This is a genomic window from Terrihabitans soli, assembly GCF_014191545.1.
GTDB classification, from domain to species: domain Bacteria; phylum Pseudomonadota; class Alphaproteobacteria; order Rhizobiales; family Methylopilaceae; genus Flaviflagellibacter; species Flaviflagellibacter soli.
The window spans coordinates 1,307,566-1,326,523 of the sequence record NZ_AP023361.1; the positions used below are offsets into that span (position 1 = coordinate 1,307,566).

Genomic DNA, 18,958 nt, shown 5'->3' on the forward strand with positions numbered 1-18,958 from the left:
GTAGATGGCAGCCCCACAGCGCAAAGATAAGGCCGAAGAGCCGGTCCGCGCGCATATCCTGATCGTCGAAGCGCGCTTTTACGATGCGCTGGCCGATGAGCTTCTGAAGGGCGCGGTAGCGCGGCTGAAAGCTGCGGGCGCGACCTATACGAAGATCACGGTTCCCGGCGCGCTGGAAATTCCCGGCACGGCGGCGATCGCGCTCGACATCGCCGAAGACGAAGATGCGCCGTTCGACGGCGTCGTCGGTCTCGGCTGCATTATCCGCGGCGAGACCTATCATTTCGAAATCGTCGCCAATGAAAGCTCGCGCGGGCTGATGGATTTGTCGGTCAAGCGCTCGCTTCCGGTCGGCAACGGCATTCTCACCGTCGAGAACGAAGAACAGGCCTGGGAGCGCGCCAAGACCGACAAGGGCGACAAAGGTGGCGGCGCGGTGGAAGCAGTGCTGACGGTGATCCGCCAGACGCGCGCCTTCGCGAAAAGTCTGGAGTCCTGATCATGTCGCGCGAGAAACGTTCCGCTTCGCGGCTCGGCGCAGTCCAGGCGCTCTACCAGATGGACATTGGCGGCACGCCGATGACCGAAGTATTCGCTGAATTCGAAAGCCATTGGCTCGGCCGCGAGGTCGAGGGCGATGCCTACAAGCCCGCCGAGGTCGCGTTCTTCCGCGATGTCGTCGAAGGCGTGGTGCGCGATCAGATCGCGCTCGACAAGGGCATCGATGCGGCGCTTGCGACGGGCTGGCCGCTGAAGCGCATCGAAGCCATTCTCCGCGCGGTGTTGCGCGCGGGCGCCTATGAGCTTGCCAACCGCAAGGATGTTCCGGCGCGCGTCGTCATTGCCGAATATGTCGATGTCGCGAATGCTTTCGTCGACAAGGATGAGGCAGGCATGGCCAATGGCGTGCTCGACACTCTGGCCCGCGATTACCGCGCCGGCGAATTTGAGAGTGCGGCGTCATGACGAAAGCCACATCATGAGTAAGGATGGGCGGCCCGACGAAGATGGGCTCATCGCCCGTTATTTCCGCCCGCTCGCGACCGCGCCCGGCGCCGACCGTCTGCTTGACGATGCGGCGACCTATCGTCCGCCGCAGGGCTTCGAACAGGTGCTGACGACGGACGCCATTGTGGCGGGCATCCATTTCTTTCCCGAAGATCCGCCGGGCGCCGTCGCGCGCAAGGCGCTGCGTGTCAATCTTTCCGACCTCGCCGCCAAGGGCGCCGCGCCCGCCGGCTATCTTCTGACGATCGGCTTGACGGAAGACTGGACGGAAGACTGGCTGTCTGCCTTCTGCGAAGGGCTCTCATCCGATCAGAAGGAATTCGATATCTCGCTCTATGGCGGCGACACGGTCCGAACGCCCGGTCCGCTGTTTGTGTCCGTCACCGCTTTCGGCCTGACCCCGGAGGGCCGTGTGCCGCGCCGCACCAAAGCGAGTGTCGGCCAGAAGCTCTATGTCACCGGCACGATCGGCGATGCCGCACTCGGCCTGAAAATCCGTCTCGACGATGGCGTACGTACGCGGTGGGGCCTGAACTCCGCCGATGCCGAGCATCTGTCGGCGCGCTATCTCCTGCCGCGGCCGCGCCTCGGCGCGGCAGCCCTCGTTGCCGAATATGCAAGCGCGGCGATGGATATTTCCGACGGGCTTGCCGGCGATCTTGCCCGCATGTGCGCGGCGTCCGATACCGGCGCGGTCCTCGATGCCGGGCAGGTGCCGCTCTCGCCCGCGGCAAAGAAAGCCGTCGAGGCCGATCCTGCGGCGCTCTCGGCCGTTCTGACGGGCGGCGACGACTATGAAATCCTCGCCGCGGTCGATGCGGCAAAATCCGCGGCGTTTGAAGCGGCAGTGGCCAAAGCCGGGATCGCCTTCACGCAAATCGGTGAGATTGTTCCGGCGTTCACCGGCCGCGTGCGCATTGAACGCGGCGGTCATCCCCTGGCGCTGGACCGGCTGGCCTTCCGGCATTTCTGAGCCATGACCGAAGAGGCCGCGCGTATTTCCGGACTCTATGAGCGGTATGCCGACGCCTATGACCGTCTGCGCGGCCGCTCTCTTTTCGAGCGCGCCTGGCTCGGCCGTTTCATTGCGCTTCTCCCTGAACCGCGCACTGTGCTCGATCTCGGCTGCGGCATGGGTGAGCCCATGGCCCACTATCTGATCGGGCAGGGATGCAAAATGACGGGCCTGGATTCATCTGCCGCGATGATCGAGCGCTGCCGGGCGCGTTTTCCCGAACATCTTTGGCATGTCGGCGACATGCGTAATTTCGAACAGCCCGAAGCTTTTTCCGGCGTGCTCGCCTGGGACAGCTTCTTTCATCTGACCGGGGACGATCAGCGAAAGATGTTTTCCGTCTTTAAAGCGCAGGCTGCGCCCGGCGCTGCGCTGATGTTTACCAGCGGACCTTCGGCCGGTGAGGCCATCGGCGAGTTCGAGGGTGAGCCGCTTTATCATGCGAGCCTCGACCCGGCGGAATACCAGGAGCTTCTCGCCGCAAACGGCTTTGAGGTTCTCAGCTATGCCGCGCATGATCCGGAGTGCGGCGGCCACACGGTCTGGCTCGCGCGCCGCCCCTGATGCGGGGATTTGTCTGCTCGCCGGATGGGGCGGGGAGGCCGATCATCGACACATGTCGCTTCCTGAAAAAGCCTTCCCGGTTTCCTGGGATCAGTTTCATCGCGATGCGCGGGCGCTGGCCTGGCGCCTTGCCAGCCTCAACCGGGAGTTCCGGGGCATCGTTTCGATTACACGCGGCGGGCTTGTGCCGGCGGCGATTGTTGCCCGCGAACTGAACATCCGCATGATCGAGACCGCCTGCATCGCCTCCTATCACGACTATCTCAATCAGGGCGATCTCGCACTGCTGAAGGGTCCGGCGGAGGTTTTCTGTGCGGAGGGCGGGGAGGGTGTTCTGGTGGTCGACGATCTGGCCGATACCGGCAAGACCGTCCGGGAATTGAAGGCGATCCTGCCCCGGGCGCATTATGCCTGCGTCTATGCCAAGCCGCAGGGAAGGGCCGAGATCGACACCTTTGTGACAGAGGTCAGCCAGGACACCTGGATCTACTTCCCCTGGGATCTCGGCTTCACCTATCAGGAGCCGATCGCCAAAAGCCCCTGAAAAAGGTGCGGAAATGGGCGCCCGCGGACAAAAATCACAAAACTCAGGGAATTGCGGGCTTTCCCGAAAACGGGCAAGGTGCGCGCCGCCGGCCGGGATTCGGGGCCGGAGTAAAAAAACAAGCAAGCCGAACATTTTGGGAGTGGGGCGGCATCGCCCCGAACGCACGAGGACAACCATGCTCGCATTGTGGGGGATTTTAGGGGCCGGCGCGCTTTCGCTCGTCTACGGCGCCTTGACGATTTCAAGTCTGATGTCGGCGCCGGCCGGCAACAAGAAGATGCAGGAGATCGCCGGTGCGATCCAGGAGGGCGCTCAAGCCTATCTGAAGCGCCAATACATGACGGTCGGCGCTGTCGGCGCGGTCATCTTCGTACTGGTCGCCATTCTTCTGTCGCCCATCGTCGCCGCAGGCTTTGCCATCGGCGCGATCCTGTCGGGTGCGGCGGGCTTCATCGGCATGAACGTGTCGGTGCGCGCCAACGTACGTACCGCGCAGGCGGCGACCAAGAGCCTTGCGGGCGGCCTTTCCGTCGCTTTCCGCGCCGGCGCCGTTACCGGCATGCTGGTTGCTGGCCTCGCTCTGCTGTCGGTTGCGGGCTACTACGCCATTCTCACCCACTATCTCGGCTATCAGCTCGGTGACCGCGTCGTGGTCGACGGCCTTGTGGCGCTCGGCTTCGGCGCCTCGCTCATCTCGATCTTCGCGCGTCTTGGCGGCGGCATCTTCACCAAGGGTGCGGATGTCGGCGGCGATCTCGTCGGCAAGGTGGAAGCGGGTATTCCGGAAGATGATCCGCGCAACCCGGCCACGATTGCCGATAACGTCGGCGACAATGTCGGCGACTGCGCCGGCATGGCGGCCGATCTGTTCGAGACCTATGCGGTGACGGTCGTTGCCACCATGGTTCTCGCCTCGATCTTCTTTGCCGGAACCGCAACGCTCGAAAGCGCGCTGCTTTATCCGCTCGCCATTTGCGGCGTGTGCATCATCACTTCGATCCTCGGCACCTTCTTCGTCAGGCTCGGTCCCTCGAAGTCGATCATGGGCGCGCTCTATAAGGGCCTCATCGCCACCGCCGTCCTGTCGGTCGGCGGTCTTGCGATCGTGACGCATTACGTTCTCGGCTTCGACACGACGATTTCGACGGTGCGCGGTCTCAGCTTCACCGGCTGGGATCTGTTCTTCTGCGGCGTTGCGGGTCTTGCCGTCACCGGCCTCATCGTCTGGGTGACGGAGTACTATACCGGCACGCCGTTCCGTCCGGTCCAGTCGATCGCCAAAGCATCTGTCACGGGCCACGGCACGAACATCATCCAGGGCCTTGCGATCTCGCTTGAGTCGACGGCGCTGCCGGCACTCATCATCATCGCCGGCATCCTCGTGACCTACGCGCTTGCGGGCCTGTTCGGCATCGCGATTGCGGTGACCAGCATGCTCGGCGTTGCCGGCATGGTGGTTGCGCTCGACGCCTTCGGCCCCGTCACCGACAATGCCGGCGGCATTGCCGAAATGGCGGGCCTGCCGAAGAACGTTCGTCACACGACGGACGCGCTCGACGCGGTCGGCAACACCACCAAGGCCGTGACGAAGGGTTATGCCATCGGCTCCGCCGGTCTCGGCGCGCTCGTCCTGTTTGCCGCCTATACGGAAGACCTGAACTACTTCATCGCGAACTCCGCGAAGTTCCCGTACTTCCAAGGCGTCACGCTCGATTTCTCGCTCGCCAACCCGTATGTCGTGGTCGGCCTCCTGTTCGGCGGTCTTCTGCCTTACCTCTTCGCCGCAATGGGCATGACGGCCGTCGGCCGTGCTGCCGCGGCTGTGGTCGAGGAAGTCCGCCGCCAGTTCCGCGAGGACAAGGGCATCATGAAAGGCAAGTCGCGTCCCGATTACGGCCGCGCTGTCGACATGCTGACCAAAGCCGCGATCAAGGAAATGGTGATCCCGTCGCTTCTGCCGGTTCTGTCGCCGATCGTTGTCTTCTTCGCGATCCTTCTGATCGCCGACAAGTCGGCGGCGTTCTCGGCGGTCGGCGCGATGCTGCTCGGCGTGATCGTCAACGGCCTGTTCGTCGCCATCTCGATGACGGCGGGCGGCGGCGCCTGGGACAACGCGAAGAAGTACATCGAAGACGGCCATCACGGCGGCAAGGGCTCCGAAGCCCATAAAGCCGCGGTGACGGGCGATACCGTCGGCGATCCCTACAAGGACACCGCGGGCCCGGCCGTGAACCCGATGATCAAGATCACGAACATCGTGGCTCTTCTGCTCCTCGCGGTTCTCGCGCACCTCTGAGCGGGTCGGCTTCAAAAACAAAAAGCCCCGCTTCGGCGGGGCTTTTTTCGTTTCGCAGTCCGGAAGATCAGAAGTTGATCAGGCCCAAGAGCTGGCCGACGAGCGAGCGCTCGGTGCCGGTGGTCGGCGTCTTGCGGCTGATGAAGTCGAACACGACGCCATCCTGCAGGCCGTAATTGGCAACGCGCTCGACCCGGCGCTCCTTGTCGAAATACACCGCGACGACGCGGCGGTCGGTGACCGTCGGCTTCATGAAGCGCATGGTGCGCTTCTCGGTCTGGGAGATGTAGTAATAGACCTCGCCGGCGACGGTCGCCGTGGTGGTCGGGGTTCCGAGAACCACCATGACCTGTTCCTGGCTCGAGCCCGGGGTGATCTGGCTGATGGCGTCTTCCGAGGGCATGTAGCCGCGCACCTGGGTGGTGCTGACGCTCTGGCAGGCCGACAGGGCCAGAGCCGCGGCGACCGGTACCGCGATGCGGCGAAGCGAGGTCCTCATTCCCAACCCACTTTCTTCTTTATCCTGACGGCGGACTTGCCCGCCGGGGCGCCATGCCCTAACCCGCCCGCACGGCAGGCGCAACGGCCCGCCCGGAGAGTGCAGATGATCCTTCGCCTGTTCCGCCCCCGAAAGGACCGAGCCCGCGTCCGGGCCATTTATGCCGCGATCGTGGCACAGGCGCGGCAGCCGGCATTCTATGCCGAACTCGGCGTGCCGGACACGCTGGAAGGCCGCTACGACATGCTGATGCTGCACGCCTTCCTCTATATGCACCGGCTGAAGGACGAGCCCGAGCCCGTGAAGGATGTGGCGCAGGACGTCTTCGACTTCATGTTCTCCGACATGGACCGCTCTTTGCGCGAAATGGGGGTAGGGGATCTCTCCGTCCCCAAGAAGATCAAGAAAATGGCCCAGGCCTTTTACGGGCGGGCCTCCGCCTATGATGCGGCCCTGGCCAAAGCCGGACCCGATCTCGGCGAAGCCGTGCAGCGCAATGTGTTCGGCGGCGGCGCCTCTTCGGCTGCAAATGCCGCTTCCGTCGCCGATTATATGCGCCGGGCCGCCAAGGCCCTGGCCGGGCAGGACGCGGCGATTCTGACGTCCGTAGGCCCTGAATTTCCCTCGGCGGGAGCGGCGCGGAGGAAAGCCGGATGACGCAAATCCCCTTCAGCCGGCCGGTGCCGGTGCAAGATGTGTCCGCCAGCGGCAAAGAGGTGACCGTGACGGCCGATCCCGCCGAGCGCGCGGCTCTGGCCAAATTCCTGAAGATCCCGGAGGTCCGCAGGTTCGAGGCGCACTTCACTCTGAAACCCCGCGGCACCGGCGGCCTGTCGGTAACGGGCGAACTCGATGCCGAGATCGTGCAGACCTGCGTCGTCACGCTGGAGGACTTTCCCGCCGAGGTGAAGGAAGAGATCGCGGTCCGCTATGTCGAGACGGATGAGGTGCCGCCGACCGAGCCGGGCGAAGAGCATGAGGCCGATCTCGATGCGCCCGATGTCCTGATCAACGGCACGGCCGATCTCGGCATGCTCGCCGCCGAGCATCTGGCGCTCGGGCTCGACCCCTATCCGCGCAAGCCCGGGGTGCAGGCTCCGGAGGCTCCCGCGGAGGAGGCGCCGGCGACGCACAAGCCTTTTGCCGGACTCGACAAACTGGTCGGCTTGGCCAAACCCGGTAAAAAATAAATAAATCAACTAGTTAGCGCCATGGGTTGCGCGCGCGCGGCCAAACGCTATTGTCCCGGCGCTCCGCTTCCAGGCGCGCCTCTCGCTGCGCCGGACCCGGTCCGGAAACCGCTTTCTCTATGCCAAACCCCGTACGATTTGCGCTTGATGCCATGGGCGGTGACCATGGGCCGTCCGTTGTCGTTCCGGGCGCAGCCCTTGCGCTCGAGCGCAAGCCCGACAGCAGCTTCACCTTTTTCGGCGATGAGAAGCAGATCGCGCCTCTGCTTGCGGCGCGCCCCGCGCTGAAAGCCGCCTCGACGATTGTCCATACGGATGTTTCGGTGCGCATGGACGACAAGCCGAGTCAGGCGCTGCGTTCGGGCCGCAAGACAAGCTCGATGTGGCTTGCCATCGATGCGGTGAAAGAGGGCACAGCCGATGTCACCATATCGGCCGGCAATACCGGCGCCCTGATGCTGATGTCGACGCTCAATCTGAAAACGCTTGCGGGTGTCGAGCGTCCGGCGCTCGCGGCGATCTGGCCGACCTCGCGCGGCGAAAGCGTCGTGCTCGATATGGGCGCGACCATCGGCGCCGATGCACGGCAGCTCGTGGATTTTGCGGTGATGGGCGGCGCGATGGCGAAGATCGTCTTCGATCTTGATCGTCCCACCGTCGGCCTCCTCAATGTCGGCGTCGAGGAGATGAAGGGCATCGAAGAGGTCAAGAACGCCGCCGCCATTCTGCGCGAGCATGAAGGCGATCTCGTCTATCACGGCTTTGTCGAGGGCGACGATATCGGCAAAGGCACCGTCGATGTCGTTGTCGTCGAAGGCTTCACCGGCAATATCGCGCTGAAGACAGCGGAAGGCACGGCGCGGCAGATCGGCCGTTTCCTCGGCGATGCCATGCGATCCTCCTGGCGCACCAAGATCGGCTATCTCTTCGCAAAGCCGGCTTTCGATGCGCTGCGCGCGCGCATGGACCCCAATAATTCCAACGGCGCCGTCTTCCTCGGAGTGAACGGCGTCGTCATCAAAAGTCATGGCGGCACCAATGCGGATGGTTTCGCCTCGGCCGTCGAAGTTGGCTACGACATGGTCCGCTATGATCTCCTCGCCAAGATTTCGGCGGGTTTGAAGGATTATGACCGCAGCAACACACCTGCGGTAGGAGCCGCCTCATCGTGACAATCAAGCGTTCTGTTGTGCTGGGCATCGGCAGCGCATTGCCCAAGCGCGCCGTGACAAATGCCGAACTGACCGAAAAGGTCGATACGTCGGACGAATGGATCGTCCAGCGCACCGGTATTCAAAAGCGCCATATCGCGGGCGAGGGCGAGACCTCCTCGACTCTCGGCCTCGCCGCGGCGGAAGCGGCGCTGAAGGATGCGGGGCTCACCTCCGCCGATCTCGATCTCATCGTCGTCGCGACGACAACGCCGGATCTGACCTTTCCGTCCACGGCAACGCAGATTCAAGCGAAGCTCGGCATGACGCATGGCGCCGCCTTCGACATTCAGGCGGTGTGCTCGGGTTTTGTTTATGGCGTCACGATTGCCGATAAATTTCTGTCGTCCGGCAGTCACAAACGGGCGCTGGTGATCGGTGTCGACACGCTGTCGCGCATTGTCGACTGGAACGACCGCACGACGTGTGTGCTCTTCGGCGACGGCGCTGGCGCGGTGGTGCTTGAAGCTCAGGACCAGAAGGGCGATGTCAAAACCGATCGCGGCGTATTGACGAGCCATCTGCGCTCGGACGGTCGCCATGGTCCCAAGCTCTGCGCCACCGGCGGTCCCTCGACCACGGGCAATGCCGGCGTCATTACGATGGAAGGCAAGGAAGTCTTCAAGCACGCGGTCGGCATGATTACCGACGTCATCACCGACGCCTATGCCGCCACCGGCTTCTCATCGGCGGATCTCAACTGGTTCGTGCCCCACCAGGCCAATAAGCGAATCATCGATTCCAGCGCTGAAAAATTGGGCATTAACCCCGAGAAAGTGGTCATCACGGTCGACCGCCACGGCAACACCTCGGCGGCCTCCATCCCCCTCGCTCTGGCTACGGCCTATGGGGACGGGCGCATCAAGAAGGGCGACCTGGTCATGCTGGAGGCCATGGGCGGGGGCTTTACCTGGGGTTCGGTCCTCATCCGTTGGTAACCGTTTTAGAGATTGACCAATCTTCGCAGAAGATTAGGCTTCTCATCGTGGTAACAAACAAAAACGTTCCCGGGAGGAACCTATGACCACGAAGACCATAACGCGGGCCGATCTGAGCGAGGCCGTGTATCAGAAGGTGGGGCTGTCACGGACCGAATCGTCCGCCCTGGTTGAAATGGTGCTCGACGAAATCGCCGATTGCCTGGAACAGGGTGAAGTCGTGAAACTGTCGTCTTTCGGCTCGTTCGTCGTGCGCGGCAAAGGCCAGCGCGTCGGACGTAATCCGAAAAGCGGACAGGAAGTGCCGATCCCGCCGCGCAAGGTACTGGTGTTCAAACCCAGCAATATCCTTAAAGCCCGTATCAACGGGGAAGAGGTGCCTGCCGAGGATTGAACGGGTGAGCGAATCGCTGTCGTCTTGATTGGGGCGACAAAATGACAAAATCACCGGACGCTTTTCGCACGATCAGCGAGGTCGCAGACGACCTCGATCTTCCGCAGCATGTGCTGCGGTTCTGGGAAACGCGTTTTACCCAGATAAAGCCGCTGAAGCGCGGCGGCGGGCGGCGTTATTACCGCCCCGATGACGTGCAACTGCTGCGCGGCATCAAACATCTCCTTTACGGCGAAGGCTACACGATCAAGGGCGTGCAGCGGATCCTGCGCGAGCAGGGCCTGCGGCATGTGATGGGTCTGTGGCGCGACGAAGTCTCCGAGCCGGACAGCTCAGGCGAGGCGTCAGCGCGCGGCCACGAGGCCTATGCGCCCAAAGCCGATCGTCCGCGCGGGCTCGAACCGGTGTTTTCGGAAGAGATGGGTCCGGGCGCCTATGCGCGCAGCGTGACGGCACGGCGGCCGAACTTCGAGCCCATCGTCGATGATGATGACGTCGAGGAAGACGAAGAGGCCGAGGACGAAGAAGAAGAGGAAACCGAAGACGCCGAAGCCGGCGCTGAGGCGGACGAAGAGGACGAGGACGAAGAGGACGAAGAGGGCGAAGAGGAAGACGACGAGGACGACGGCGGAGAAGCCGAAGACAGCGACGAAGACGAGGAAGAAGACGAGGACGAGGACGAAGAGGACGAAGAAGAGGAGGCCGAGGAAGAGCCGGCCGGCCTGTCCACAGAAGATCGCAAACAGCTCGAACAGACGCTGCGCGAACTCACCGAACTGCGCCACGTCCTCGACGGCAGCGCCTGAACCACCCATCAGTCTCTTAAGGAACCGGAGCGGCCCGTCCCTCGTTTCGAGGTGCGGGGCTGCGCGTTCCTGCGCGCCCGCTTTCAAGAGGAGCGGTCATGCGCGTCTTCGAACACAATTTTCCGCCGAAAGCCGTCTCAGGACGTATGGGCCTTGTTCTTTACCATAAGGACGGGCGCGCCGAGCGCGTCGATCTCGGCGTCGTGAAAGAAGGATTTTACGCACCCATTCCCGGCGATGAAGTCGTCCACGACGGCGTCCACTACGAGGTGGCGGGCGTCGCGGATTCGCCCGAATCCGATGTCTCGATCGCCGTTATCGCCGAAGAAAAATAGGACTGATTCGCACCGGTGTGCGTCTCGCGTAATTAACCGAGTTTGACTGTTAATATTGTTTGGTCCGGCCAGGCCGTGCCAGCAGTACGGACGATGAGCAAAGATATGACCCCCACGACGCGCGCCCAACTGGACGACGAAACGCGGGCCTGGATCGCGTATTATAATGCGCAGGCAAAGCTGTTTGCGGAACTTGCCGCCGGCACGGCCTCTTCCGAACAGGTGCGCAATTACCGCGCACAGGAAAAGAGCTGGCGCGAAAAAGCCCGCGCGCTTCTGCCGGTCGCCGCGGAATAAGTCCTTACAGTTTTGAAGGTTGCGAGGATCTTCAGTCCGGCGTGCCGGTGAGGGCGCCGATGGCCGTGCTCTCGCGCGTGAAGTAGAAGCCGTCCGCGGCGATGGCTTCTTTCGCTTCCTCGAATTCGGCAAAACGCGTGGAGTCGATCTTGCGGAATTCGTCCCAATAGCCGTTCTCGCCGATCAAGGGCAAAGCCGCGCGGGTGTCGAGCGGCAGGATCGCCCAGACTTTCGAGCGCTCCTCGCCCTTCTTGACCCAATTCATGATTGCCCAATCCGCCATGTCCGGACTCCCGATCGCGTCTTCCGATGGAGATGTCCCGGCGGAGCTTTTGCTGTCCGTAGACATCACGCCTCCCGAGGTTCGGTTAAATGCATTGAAGGGCGTTCGCTGAAGGCTCCGAACCACGCTCCGAGAAGCGGGTGAGCCGAACGCCAATCGATGTCGGAGAAGCGGAAATGGATATAGCCGAGCGCACAGCCATACCCAATGGCGCCGATTGTCGCTTCTTCCGGAAGGTCTTTCTCCATCGCCGCGAGCGCGCGGCGGATTTTGGAAAGCTGCGCCTCGCGCCAGACATCCCATTGGAATTCCGGGGGCCGCGAGACCTTCTCGTAGCGCGTCAGGAGCGCGGCATCGAGAAGCCCGTCGGCCAGTGCGTGCTGCCTCAGCGCCTTCCAGCGCGGAGGGCCGTCTTTCGGAAAAACGCGATGGCCGTGCGTGCGCGCGTCCAGATATTCGCAGATGACGAGGCTGTCGTAGAGCGGCCCGTCTTTGGTGATCAGCACCGGGATTTTGCCGAGCGGGTTTTCCGCGTTCAGCTCGTCATTGGTGCCGACCGGATTTGCGAGCGCAAAGACAGGTTCGATAAAATCGATCTGCCCGGTCTCATGCGCCACCGCCATGACCTTGCGCACATAGGGGGAGGTCGGCGCGTACAGAAGCTTCATGGCCACAAGCTCAGTCTTTCATGTAGTTGGGCAGCCAGGTCGAAAGCTCCGGCACGGCCATCAGCACAAGCGTGAACAGGATGATGGCGATGAAGAACGGCATATTGGCGCGGAAGACCTGGATCTGATCGACGCCGGCAATGCGGCCCGCAATGATCGAGGCGATGCCGATCGGCGGATGCAGCTGGCCGATGACGACGGCCATGACCATCAGCACGCCGAACTGGATGAGATCGATCTGGAAAGCGATCAGCGTCGGCAGGATCACCGGCACGAGAACCGGGATCAGCGGATCGAGGAACATGCCGGCGATGATGGCGAGCAGCATCAACGCGGCAAGACGCATGAAATAACTATCGCCGATGGCGATGACGTCGATGACGCCGGCAAGTGCCTGCGGCACGCCCGCGCTCGCAAGGCTGACGCCGAGCGTGCCGGAGAGGCCCACCATCACGAGAAGCTCACCCGAGAGCTGCACGGCGGAAACGCAGGATTTGTAGAACGCCGTCCAGCCCATAGAACGATAGATGAAGATGGAGAGCGCACCGGCATAGACGACGCCAAAGGCCGAGCCTTCGGTCGGGGTGAAGACGCCGACCGAGGTGCCGCCGACAATGATGGCCGGCATGCCGATGGACAGAAGCGCGCGGTTGAAGGTGTAGAGAATCTCCGAAACCGACAGATTGCCGTGACGCGGGAAATTGTGCCGGCGCGCGAGGACGAAGACGACGGCCATAAAGATCAGGCCCATGAGGATGCCGGGAATGACGCCGGCCAAAAACAGCGCGCCGAGCGAGGTGCCCGTCACCGCCGAATAAAGGATCATGGGAGAAGAGGGCGGGATCATCGGCCCGACGCCCGATGAGGAGGCGCAGGTCGCTGCCGAGAAGGCCGGCGAATAGCCCGCGCGCTTCATGGCGGGAATGGTGATGGAGCCGGTGCCGGCGATGTCGGCAGTCGAGGAGCCGAACATGCCGCCGAGAAAAATCGAGGTCAGCACGTCGACCTGGGCGAGGCCGCCGCGCATCCAGCCGACGAGCGAATGGGCAAAATCGAAGAGCCGCGTCGACAGCCCGCCGACATTCATCAGGACGCCTGCGAGCACGAAGAGCGGCAAGGCGATGAGCGTGTAATCGCTCATGCCGTTGACCATGGCCTGCGGAATGACCAGCGCCCATTGGCCGCTGATATAAAGGCCGATGGCGACCGACCCCAGAAGCGCCGCCACCATGGGCACGCCGAGGATGAGGAGAATGATGAGAAGGACGATGCCTAAAAGTGCGCCGATCATTTTGGGGTGCTGTCCTTCTGGAAGTCGCGCACCGCTTCGATAAGGAAAGCAATGGCGACGAGCGCGGAGCCGATGAGAAGGGCGGAGGTGAACCAGCCGGTCGGGAGCTCGAGATAGAGCGTCAGATCGCCGCCGAACAGGTTGAGATACTGGAATCCGCCGAAACCGAGATAGGCGAAGACGGCCGCCGAAAAGACCTGCGACAGCATCGTAATGACGCGCTTGATCTTCGGCGGAAACTTCTCGACGAAATAATCGATACGGATCATCTCGCGTTGACGGATCGACAGATAGACGCCGCACATCGCAAGCCAGGGCATCAGGGCGACGATGAGCTCATCGGCCCAGATCGCCGTAAAGTTGAAGATGTAGCGGCTCGTCGCATTGCCGAACACCAGAGCTGTAATCGCGATGATGATGGCCGCGCCCGCACCGGCGATCGTCCGGTCGACGATGCGCTCGACGAAGGTCGCATCGGGACCGTCGCGAAGTTCGAACGAACTCAGCGTGTCGTTCACACCCATCGTGTCGTGCACATGGGCGGACGGCTCGGGCGTGCTGGGCGCTGAGATGGTCATGGTCTCTCCGAGTGGGAGAGCGCGGGAATGTCTCCCCGCGCCCTCTCGTTCAATAGGCTGGCCTATTACTTGACGGCGGCCAGAACTTCGTTGGCGATGTCGCCACCGGCGATCTTGCCGATTTCTTCATAGAGAGGCGCCGAGGCCTTCTTGAAGCTGTCGACGTCGATCTCGGTGACCGCGATCTTGCCGCTGTCCTTGAGCTGCTTCAGCAGTTCGATGTCCTTGGTCGCGCCGATCTCGCGCACTTTGACGGCCGCTTCATGCGCCGCTTCCTTGACCGCCTTCTTCTGCGCGTCGGTCAGGCTGTCGTACTTCTTGGCGTTCATCACCAGAGTGACCGGCGTGTAGACGTGGTTCGAGATCGAGATGTTCTTCTGAACTTCCTGCAGCGAACGTGCCACGATATCGGCCAGCGGGTTTTCCTGACCGTCGATCGTGCCGCTCTGAAGGGCAAGATAGACTTCCGAGAAGCTCATATTGATCGGCGAAGCGCCGAGCGTCTTGAACATTAGAACGCGGGTCGGGGAGCCCGGCACGCGGATCTTCATGCCCTGGAAATCGGCGGGCGTCTTGATGGCGCGGACATTGTTGGTGATCTGGCGGAAGCCGATCTCACCGAAGGCCAGCACTTCAAGGCCGTTGGTCTTGCGCAGCGAGGCGCGCAGCTTTTCGCCGATCTCGCCGTCCAGAACCTTGGCGACGACGGTGCGGTCCTTGTACAGGAACGGCATGTCGAAGATCGAGAAGGTCTTGTCGAGGCCGACAACGTCCGAACCGAACGGATAGACGTCGATCTGGCCGGTGCGGATCTGCTGCATGTGAACGACTTCGTCGCCGAGCGCGCCCGAGTGGAACAGCTCGTACTGAAGATCGTCGCCAAGCTTGGCCTTCAGATTGTCGGCGAACATCTGCATGACGACGATGTCGAGGCCGCTCGCCGGGCTGTCGCCCGACATACGCAGCTTCAGCGGCTCGGCCATGACCGGCGCCGCAAAGATGGAAGTTCCCAGCATGACGGCGCCGAGAAGCGCCTTAATCGAAATATGTTTGCTCATGTCCCCAGTCTCCTTCGAAAATTTTCGTGTCACGGCGTGACGCGTGTTTCTTTCAGCCTGTCCTGGTTAAGCGTGACCCCAAATCCCGGCGCTTTCGGAATGTCGATGCGCCCGTCTTTTTGCTGCGGCGGATCGACGAACATCTGCGCCTCCACCTGTTCCGTGCCGAGATGCATTTCGGCCAGGGTTCCGTTGCGGAAGCCCGCGACGTGATGAAGGCACCAGATGCCTCCGCCGCCGGCGTCCGAAAGTGGCTTGTTGTAGATTTGCGAGAGATAGGCGACGCGGCGCGTCTCCGTCATGCCGCCATTGTACATGCTGTTCGGCATGAAGATGTCGAGGCCGTCATGCTCGACCCATTCGCGGAAGCGCAGCGAATGGCCGTCCATCTGACCGGCGGACAGCGGGATCGTCGTGCGCTTGCGCATCATGCCCATATCGCGGGCATCGACCCGGCGGAATGGATCTTCGAACCAGGCGATGTTGCATTCTTCGAGATAGGGGCAGAGCCGCATCGCGTCTTCGAGGCCGATGCTTTCATTGGCGTCGACCGCGAGAATAATATCGTCGCCAAGCGCAGCGCGGACGGCGCGCACGCGGCGCACATCTTCGAGAACGCCGAGCTTCGAGCCGACCAGCATTTTGAGGCGGCTATGGCCCTTGCCGATCAGGATGCGTCCCATCTCGATCAGCTGATCGATGTCGAACGCCGCAAAGCCGTAAGTCACATAGACATCGGCATAGTCTTTAGCGCCGCCCAGCATTTCGGCCACGGTGCGGCCGGAGGCCTTGCCGAGAAGGTCCCATATGGCGAGATCCACGCACGACAAAGCCGACAGATTAATGCCGGTCATCGAGCCGCGTTCGGAGAGGATTGGCTGCAGTCGTGCGTGGATCTTTTCGAGGTCGCGCGCATCCATGCCGAGGATGGCGGGACCGATATGCTTTTCGACGATGGCGGCAACGCCGTGCCACAGAAAGCGCGAGGCCATGCCAAAGCCGGTGTGGCCGTCGTCCGTCTCGATCTGGCAGATGATGCGGTAATCGTCTTCGAGCCGCTTGTTGATCAGCGGGATCGAATTCTGAAACGCATGAATACTGACCTCGACTTTGACGATCTTCACAACAGCTCCATTGTCTTGACGTGGGCGGTGAGCGCAGGCGGAATTTTGCCGGCCGAACTTGTGCGCTTTTGCAGGCCCGCAAGATCGGGCAGGGGACGCTGAAGTTCTGCGTCTTCGGCAAAGGCGGCTTCGAGAGCTGCGGCCGCCGACAGCGTGCCGGCGTCGTCGCGGTATTTGCCGACGATCTGCAGGCCGAAGGGCATGCCGCTCGGGCCGAGGCCTGCGGGAATGACCGTTGCGGGATGCGTCGTCAGCGTGATGGCTGAAGCGATGGCGCACCAGGTGATGTAGGTGTCGAGCTTTTCGCCATTGATGTGCGAGACGAAAAGCTGCTCGACCGGGAACGGCACGGCGGAGGCCGCCGGGCAGATCAGAAGGTCGATATCGGCGAAGAAGGCCTGGAAGTTGCGGACAATCTCAGTCTGCTGCGCATGCGCTCGCGCGACATCGGCGACGGAGACGCGCTTGGCCAGCTCAGTGTTCGCAATAACGTTCGGTCCGGCGAGATCGCGGTGTCGGCCGATATAATCGGTCAGCGTGTCGGCGAAGCCGACGGCGCGCAGCGTCTCGAAGGTGAAGTTGACACCCTCGATCTTCGGATCGATCCATTCGGCGGAAGCAAAGAGAGGCGCGATTTTCGCGGTCTTCTTGCGGAATGCCTCCTGTACATCTTTCGACACCGGAACCGCGCCGAGATCGGCGCTGAACGCGACGCGCAGGGTCGAGAGATCGGTTGTCGCGAGGTTGACGAAGGGATCGGGCGATAGATCGAGCGAGAGCGGGTCTTTCGCGCTGGTGCCGACCATCGCCGCCATCAGGAGCGCCGCGTCTTCGGCGTTCCGTGCCATCGGCCCTTCGACAAAATGGGGCGACCAGCCATGGCGGCGCGTATCGTGCGTCACCGCGCCCGGCGAGGGCCTGTGGCCGACAACGCCACAGAAGGAGGCGGGCGTCCGCAACGAGCCGCCGAGATCGGAGCCGGTGGCGAGCGGCATCATGTCCGTCGCCAAAGCAACAGCCGATCCGCCGGAGGAGCCGGCGCAGGAAAGCTCCGGATCGAAAGGGTTCACTGTCGCGCCGTAGACGCGGTTCACCGTATTGGCACCCGCGCCGAACTCCGGCGTGTTGGTCTTGCCGATGATGATGCCGCCGGCGGCGCGGATCTTCGCGACGATCGGATCGTCCTTCGCCGGCACATGATCTTTGTGCACGAGCGAGCCGAACGTCGTTGTCAGGCCGCCGGTCTCCGTCAAATCCTTCACGCCGACCGGCAAACCATGAAGCGGGCCGAGCGGCTCGCCGTTCATGACGGCGTCTTCGGCCGCAGCGGCCGCTTTGCGTCCGCGTGCAAAATCCCGCGCCACGACCGCGTTGAGTTTCGGATCGAGCTTTTCGATGCGCGCAATGCTCGCGTCGAACAATTCGACAGGCGAAATCGCTTTGCTGCCGATCAGAGATCGCAGCTGACGGGCCGTGTGACTGAGAAGGTCCGTACTCATGTTCTTCGTGTTCTCGCGGCCAAAGTGAATTCAGTCAATTGAACCAAAGAAAAAACTGCCCAAAAAAACAACATTTCAGCAATTGATCAAAAACGCATCGTTGAATCGGCGCAATTTTGGGCAGTCAACGTCAGTACAAAATAAAAAACGCCGAAGAATAGCTTTCAATAAAGCTTTCTTCGGCGCTAAGCGTCGATTGATTTGAGCTCGAGTACTGTAGAAGTACGTCATGGCGTACGCATATTTCTATCTCATGGCTTTTGATCTTCTGCCCCGATTGCAGCAAGAGCGGCTCTGGCAACTTCGACGTCTTGAGCGCCTGTGCCCGAACCGACGCCGACTGCGCCGATGCATTGTCCGTCGATCACGATGGGCAGGCCGCCTTCGAGATTGGTGAGGCGTCCGCCCGCCGCGATGGCGAGTTTGAGTTCGTTTGCGGGATCGAGCCGCGAGGTCGGCTGGCGGTGAGAGGCCGCCGTAATCGCCTTCGACATCGACGTCTCGCGCGACAAAAGCCTGGCGCCGTCCATGCGCACGAAAGCGAGGAGATTGCCGCCGTCATCGACAATCGTGATGTTCTGCGGCACGCCGAGTTCTTTGGCTTTCGCGACAGCGCCGGCCAGCGCCTTCAGCGCGCCTTCATGCGTCAGCTTCAGCGTCGGGCGGGTGAAGCTGCTCATCGCTCGTCTCCCGGCACGCCATAGGCGGGAGCAGAAGACGGGTTCAGCGCGCGCGTGACGTAGTCTTTCGCCTGCGGCTTCCAGAGTGCCCAGAGCTTTTCGAGTTCACCGATGGGATCGCTCTCATGCCAGTCGACGCGCAGATCGGCGATAGGCCAGCGCACTTCGTCGACGATCAGCATGCCGGCGGAATGCACCGGGCCTTCTTCGCCGCCTTCGGCGAGCGCCGTCTTCATGGCGGCAAGGATGCGGTCGCCGAGATCGGCGCTCTCATCGGCAAGAAAGGCCGCAACCATCTTGTCGGGAATGGCTTCGCTGGAGAGAAGATTTCCGGCGGCGACGACATTCTGCGCCGTGGCCGTGCCGTGAACGCCAAGCGTTTTCTTGCCGGAGAAGGCGGCTGTCTTGCCCTCGGCATCGATCATGGTGATCTGGCGGTATTCGATATCCGGCGCATCGCGCGTCAGCCAGGCAAGCGCGTCGGGCGCCGACATATAAGCGAGGAGATCGAGCCCGTCGGGTCCGAGCGTCGGATCGGTGATGTTCTGCGTCGCGACCGCTCCAACGCCGGCGCGCGCATGCGCGCAGCGCGCCGCAACGCTCGGACTCGATGACGAGACCGATATGCCGAACATTTTTGTCCGGGCGCAGCGTGCGGCGATGGAGAACGTCATTAT

24 protein-coding genes are annotated in these 18,958 nt (G+C 62.3%); 14 read left to right on the forward strand and 10 right to left on the reverse strand.

Features of this window, described 5'->3' with window-relative positions; genetic code table 11:
* Window positions 1–4: 4 nt before the first annotated feature.
* The 6 genes from ribH to IZ6_RS06860 all read left to right on the forward strand — a co-directional run bounded on the left by ribH (window position 5) and on the right by IZ6_RS06860 (window position 5,430).
* Window positions 5–499: a 6,7-dimethyl-8-ribityllumazine synthase gene (gene ribH / locus IZ6_RS06835; RefSeq protein WP_222877247.1), complete on the forward strand. Its 495-nt coding sequence runs from the start codon at window positions 5–7 to the stop codon at window positions 497–499.
* Between the two features lie 2 nt (window positions 500–501).
* A complete protein-coding gene (gene nusB, locus IZ6_RS06840; protein ID WP_222877248.1) occupies window positions 502–966 on the forward strand; it encodes a transcription antitermination factor NusB in 465 nt (154 codons plus the stop codon).
* A gap of 13 nt (window positions 967–979) precedes the next feature.
* The gene (gene thiL, locus IZ6_RS06845) at window positions 980–1,981 is read left to right on the forward strand and encodes a thiamine-phosphate kinase (RefSeq protein ID WP_222877249.1); all 1,002 of its coding nucleotides are present in this window, start codon (window positions 980–982) and stop codon (window positions 1,979–1,981) included.
* A gap of 3 nt (window positions 1,982–1,984) precedes the next feature.
* Window positions 1,985–2,587 (forward strand): class I SAM-dependent DNA methyltransferase, encoded by a 603-nt coding sequence (locus tag IZ6_RS06850; protein ID WP_222877250.1) that lies wholly within the window; start codon window positions 1,985–1,987, stop codon window positions 2,585–2,587.
* Window positions 2,588–2,639: 52 nt separating this feature from the next.
* Window positions 2,640–3,131 carry a xanthine phosphoribosyltransferase gene (gpt, locus tag IZ6_RS06855; RefSeq protein WP_222877251.1) on the forward strand — a complete coding sequence of 164 codons (492 nt, stop codon included), beginning with the start codon at window positions 2,640–2,642 and terminating at the stop codon, window positions 3,129–3,131.
* Between the two features lie 178 nt (window positions 3,132–3,309).
* Complete coding sequence (locus tag IZ6_RS06860; protein ID WP_222877252.1) at window positions 3,310–5,430, forward strand: sodium-translocating pyrophosphatase; 2,121 nt, start codon at window positions 3,310–3,312, stop codon at window positions 5,428–5,430.
* Window positions 5,431–5,497: 67 nt separating this feature from the next.
* Here the strand turns inward: IZ6_RS06860 and IZ6_RS06865 are convergent, their stop codons facing one another.
* The gene (locus tag IZ6_RS06865; protein WP_222877253.1) at window positions 5,498–5,929 is read right to left on the reverse strand and encodes an outer membrane protein assembly factor BamE; all 432 of its coding nucleotides are present in this window, start codon (window positions 5,927–5,929) and stop codon (window positions 5,498–5,500) included.
* A gap of 105 nt (window positions 5,930–6,034) precedes the next feature.
* Between IZ6_RS06865 and IZ6_RS06870 the strand changes: the two genes are divergently transcribed.
* The 8 genes from IZ6_RS06870 (at window position 6,035) to IZ6_RS06905 (ending at window position 11,100) form a co-directional block, all read left to right on the forward strand.
* Window positions 6,035–6,586 (forward strand): ubiquinol-cytochrome C chaperone family protein, encoded by a 552-nt coding sequence (locus tag IZ6_RS06870; protein ID WP_222877254.1) that lies wholly within the window; start codon window positions 6,035–6,037, stop codon window positions 6,584–6,586.
* On the forward strand, window positions 6,583–7,119 hold the full coding sequence (locus IZ6_RS06875; protein WP_222877255.1) for a YceD family protein: 537 nt from the start codon (window positions 6,583–6,585) through the stop codon (window positions 7,117–7,119). Before IZ6_RS06870 ends, IZ6_RS06875 begins: the two co-directional genes overlap by 4 nt.
* 119 nt (window positions 7,120–7,238) lie before the next feature.
* Window positions 7,239–8,291: a phosphate acyltransferase PlsX gene (plsX, locus tag IZ6_RS06880; protein WP_222877256.1), complete on the forward strand. Its 1,053-nt coding sequence runs from the start codon at window positions 7,239–7,241 to the stop codon at window positions 8,289–8,291.
* A complete protein-coding gene (locus IZ6_RS06885; RefSeq protein WP_222877257.1) occupies window positions 8,288–9,268 on the forward strand; it encodes a beta-ketoacyl-ACP synthase III in 981 nt (326 codons plus the stop codon). Before plsX ends, IZ6_RS06885 begins: the two co-directional genes overlap by 4 nt.
* An 82-nt stretch (window positions 9,269–9,350) precedes the next feature.
* Entirely contained in the window at window positions 9,351–9,662 is a 312-nt protein-coding gene (locus tag IZ6_RS06890) for an integration host factor subunit alpha (protein WP_222877258.1), read from the forward strand.
* 41 nt (window positions 9,663–9,703) lie between these two features.
* Window positions 9,704–10,468 carry a MerR family transcriptional regulator gene (locus tag IZ6_RS06895; RefSeq protein ID WP_222877259.1) on the forward strand — a complete coding sequence of 255 codons (765 nt, stop codon included), beginning with the start codon at window positions 9,704–9,706 and terminating at the stop codon, window positions 10,466–10,468.
* A 98-nt stretch (window positions 10,469–10,566) separates the two neighbouring features.
* The gene (locus tag IZ6_RS06900) at window positions 10,567–10,803 is read left to right on the forward strand and encodes a hypothetical protein (RefSeq protein ID WP_222877260.1); all 237 of its coding nucleotides are present in this window, start codon (window positions 10,567–10,569) and stop codon (window positions 10,801–10,803) included.
* Between the two features lie 93 nt (window positions 10,804–10,896).
* Window positions 10,897–11,100: a hypothetical protein gene (locus tag IZ6_RS06905; RefSeq protein ID WP_222877261.1), complete on the forward strand. Its 204-nt coding sequence runs from the start codon at window positions 10,897–10,899 to the stop codon at window positions 11,098–11,100.
* Between the two features lie 31 nt (window positions 11,101–11,131).
* On the opposite strand, the gene IZ6_RS06910 is transcribed toward IZ6_RS06905, so the two are convergent.
* From IZ6_RS06910 to IZ6_RS06950, 9 genes are all read right to left on the reverse strand, one after another.
* On the reverse strand, window positions 11,132–11,383 hold the full coding sequence (locus IZ6_RS06910; RefSeq protein ID WP_222877262.1) for a hypothetical protein: 252 nt from the start codon (window positions 11,381–11,383) through the stop codon (window positions 11,132–11,134).
* 65 nt (window positions 11,384–11,448) lie between these two features.
* Window positions 11,449–12,051 (reverse strand): glutathione S-transferase, encoded by a 603-nt coding sequence (locus IZ6_RS06915; RefSeq protein ID WP_222877263.1) that lies wholly within the window; start codon window positions 12,049–12,051, stop codon window positions 11,449–11,451.
* 10 nt (window positions 12,052–12,061) lie between these two features.
* Window positions 12,062–13,342 (reverse strand): TRAP transporter large permease, encoded by a 1,281-nt coding sequence (locus tag IZ6_RS06920; RefSeq protein ID WP_222877264.1) that lies wholly within the window; start codon window positions 13,340–13,342, stop codon window positions 12,062–12,064.
* Entirely contained in the window at window positions 13,339–13,920 is a 582-nt protein-coding gene (locus IZ6_RS06925) for a TRAP transporter small permease (RefSeq protein WP_222877265.1), read from the reverse strand. The genes IZ6_RS06920 and IZ6_RS06925 overlap by 4 nt, the downstream gene beginning before the upstream one ends.
* Window positions 13,921–13,985: 65 nt before the next feature.
* Window positions 13,986–14,978: a TRAP transporter substrate-binding protein gene (locus IZ6_RS06930; protein WP_222877266.1), complete on the reverse strand. Its 993-nt coding sequence runs from the start codon at window positions 14,976–14,978 to the stop codon at window positions 13,986–13,988.
* Between the two features lie 29 nt (window positions 14,979–15,007).
* Window positions 15,008–16,102: a mandelate racemase/muconate lactonizing enzyme family protein gene (locus IZ6_RS06935; RefSeq protein WP_222877267.1), complete on the reverse strand. Its 1,095-nt coding sequence runs from the start codon at window positions 16,100–16,102 to the stop codon at window positions 15,008–15,010.
* Window positions 16,099–17,601: an amidase gene (locus IZ6_RS06940; protein WP_222877268.1), complete on the reverse strand. Its 1,503-nt coding sequence runs from the start codon at window positions 17,599–17,601 to the stop codon at window positions 16,099–16,101. The genes IZ6_RS06935 and IZ6_RS06940 overlap by 4 nt, the downstream gene beginning before the upstream one ends.
* A 251-nt stretch (window positions 17,602–17,852) precedes the next feature.
* On the reverse strand, window positions 17,853–18,281 hold the full coding sequence (locus tag IZ6_RS06945; protein ID WP_222877269.1) for a GlcG/HbpS family heme-binding protein: 429 nt from the start codon (window positions 18,279–18,281) through the stop codon (window positions 17,853–17,855).
* On the reverse strand, window positions 18,278–18,955 hold the full coding sequence (locus IZ6_RS06950) for a DUF1028 domain-containing protein (protein ID WP_222877270.1): 678 nt from the start codon (window positions 18,953–18,955) through the stop codon (window positions 18,278–18,280). The genes IZ6_RS06945 and IZ6_RS06950 overlap by 4 nt, the downstream gene beginning before the upstream one ends.
* Window positions 18,956–18,958 lie beyond the last annotated feature (3 nt).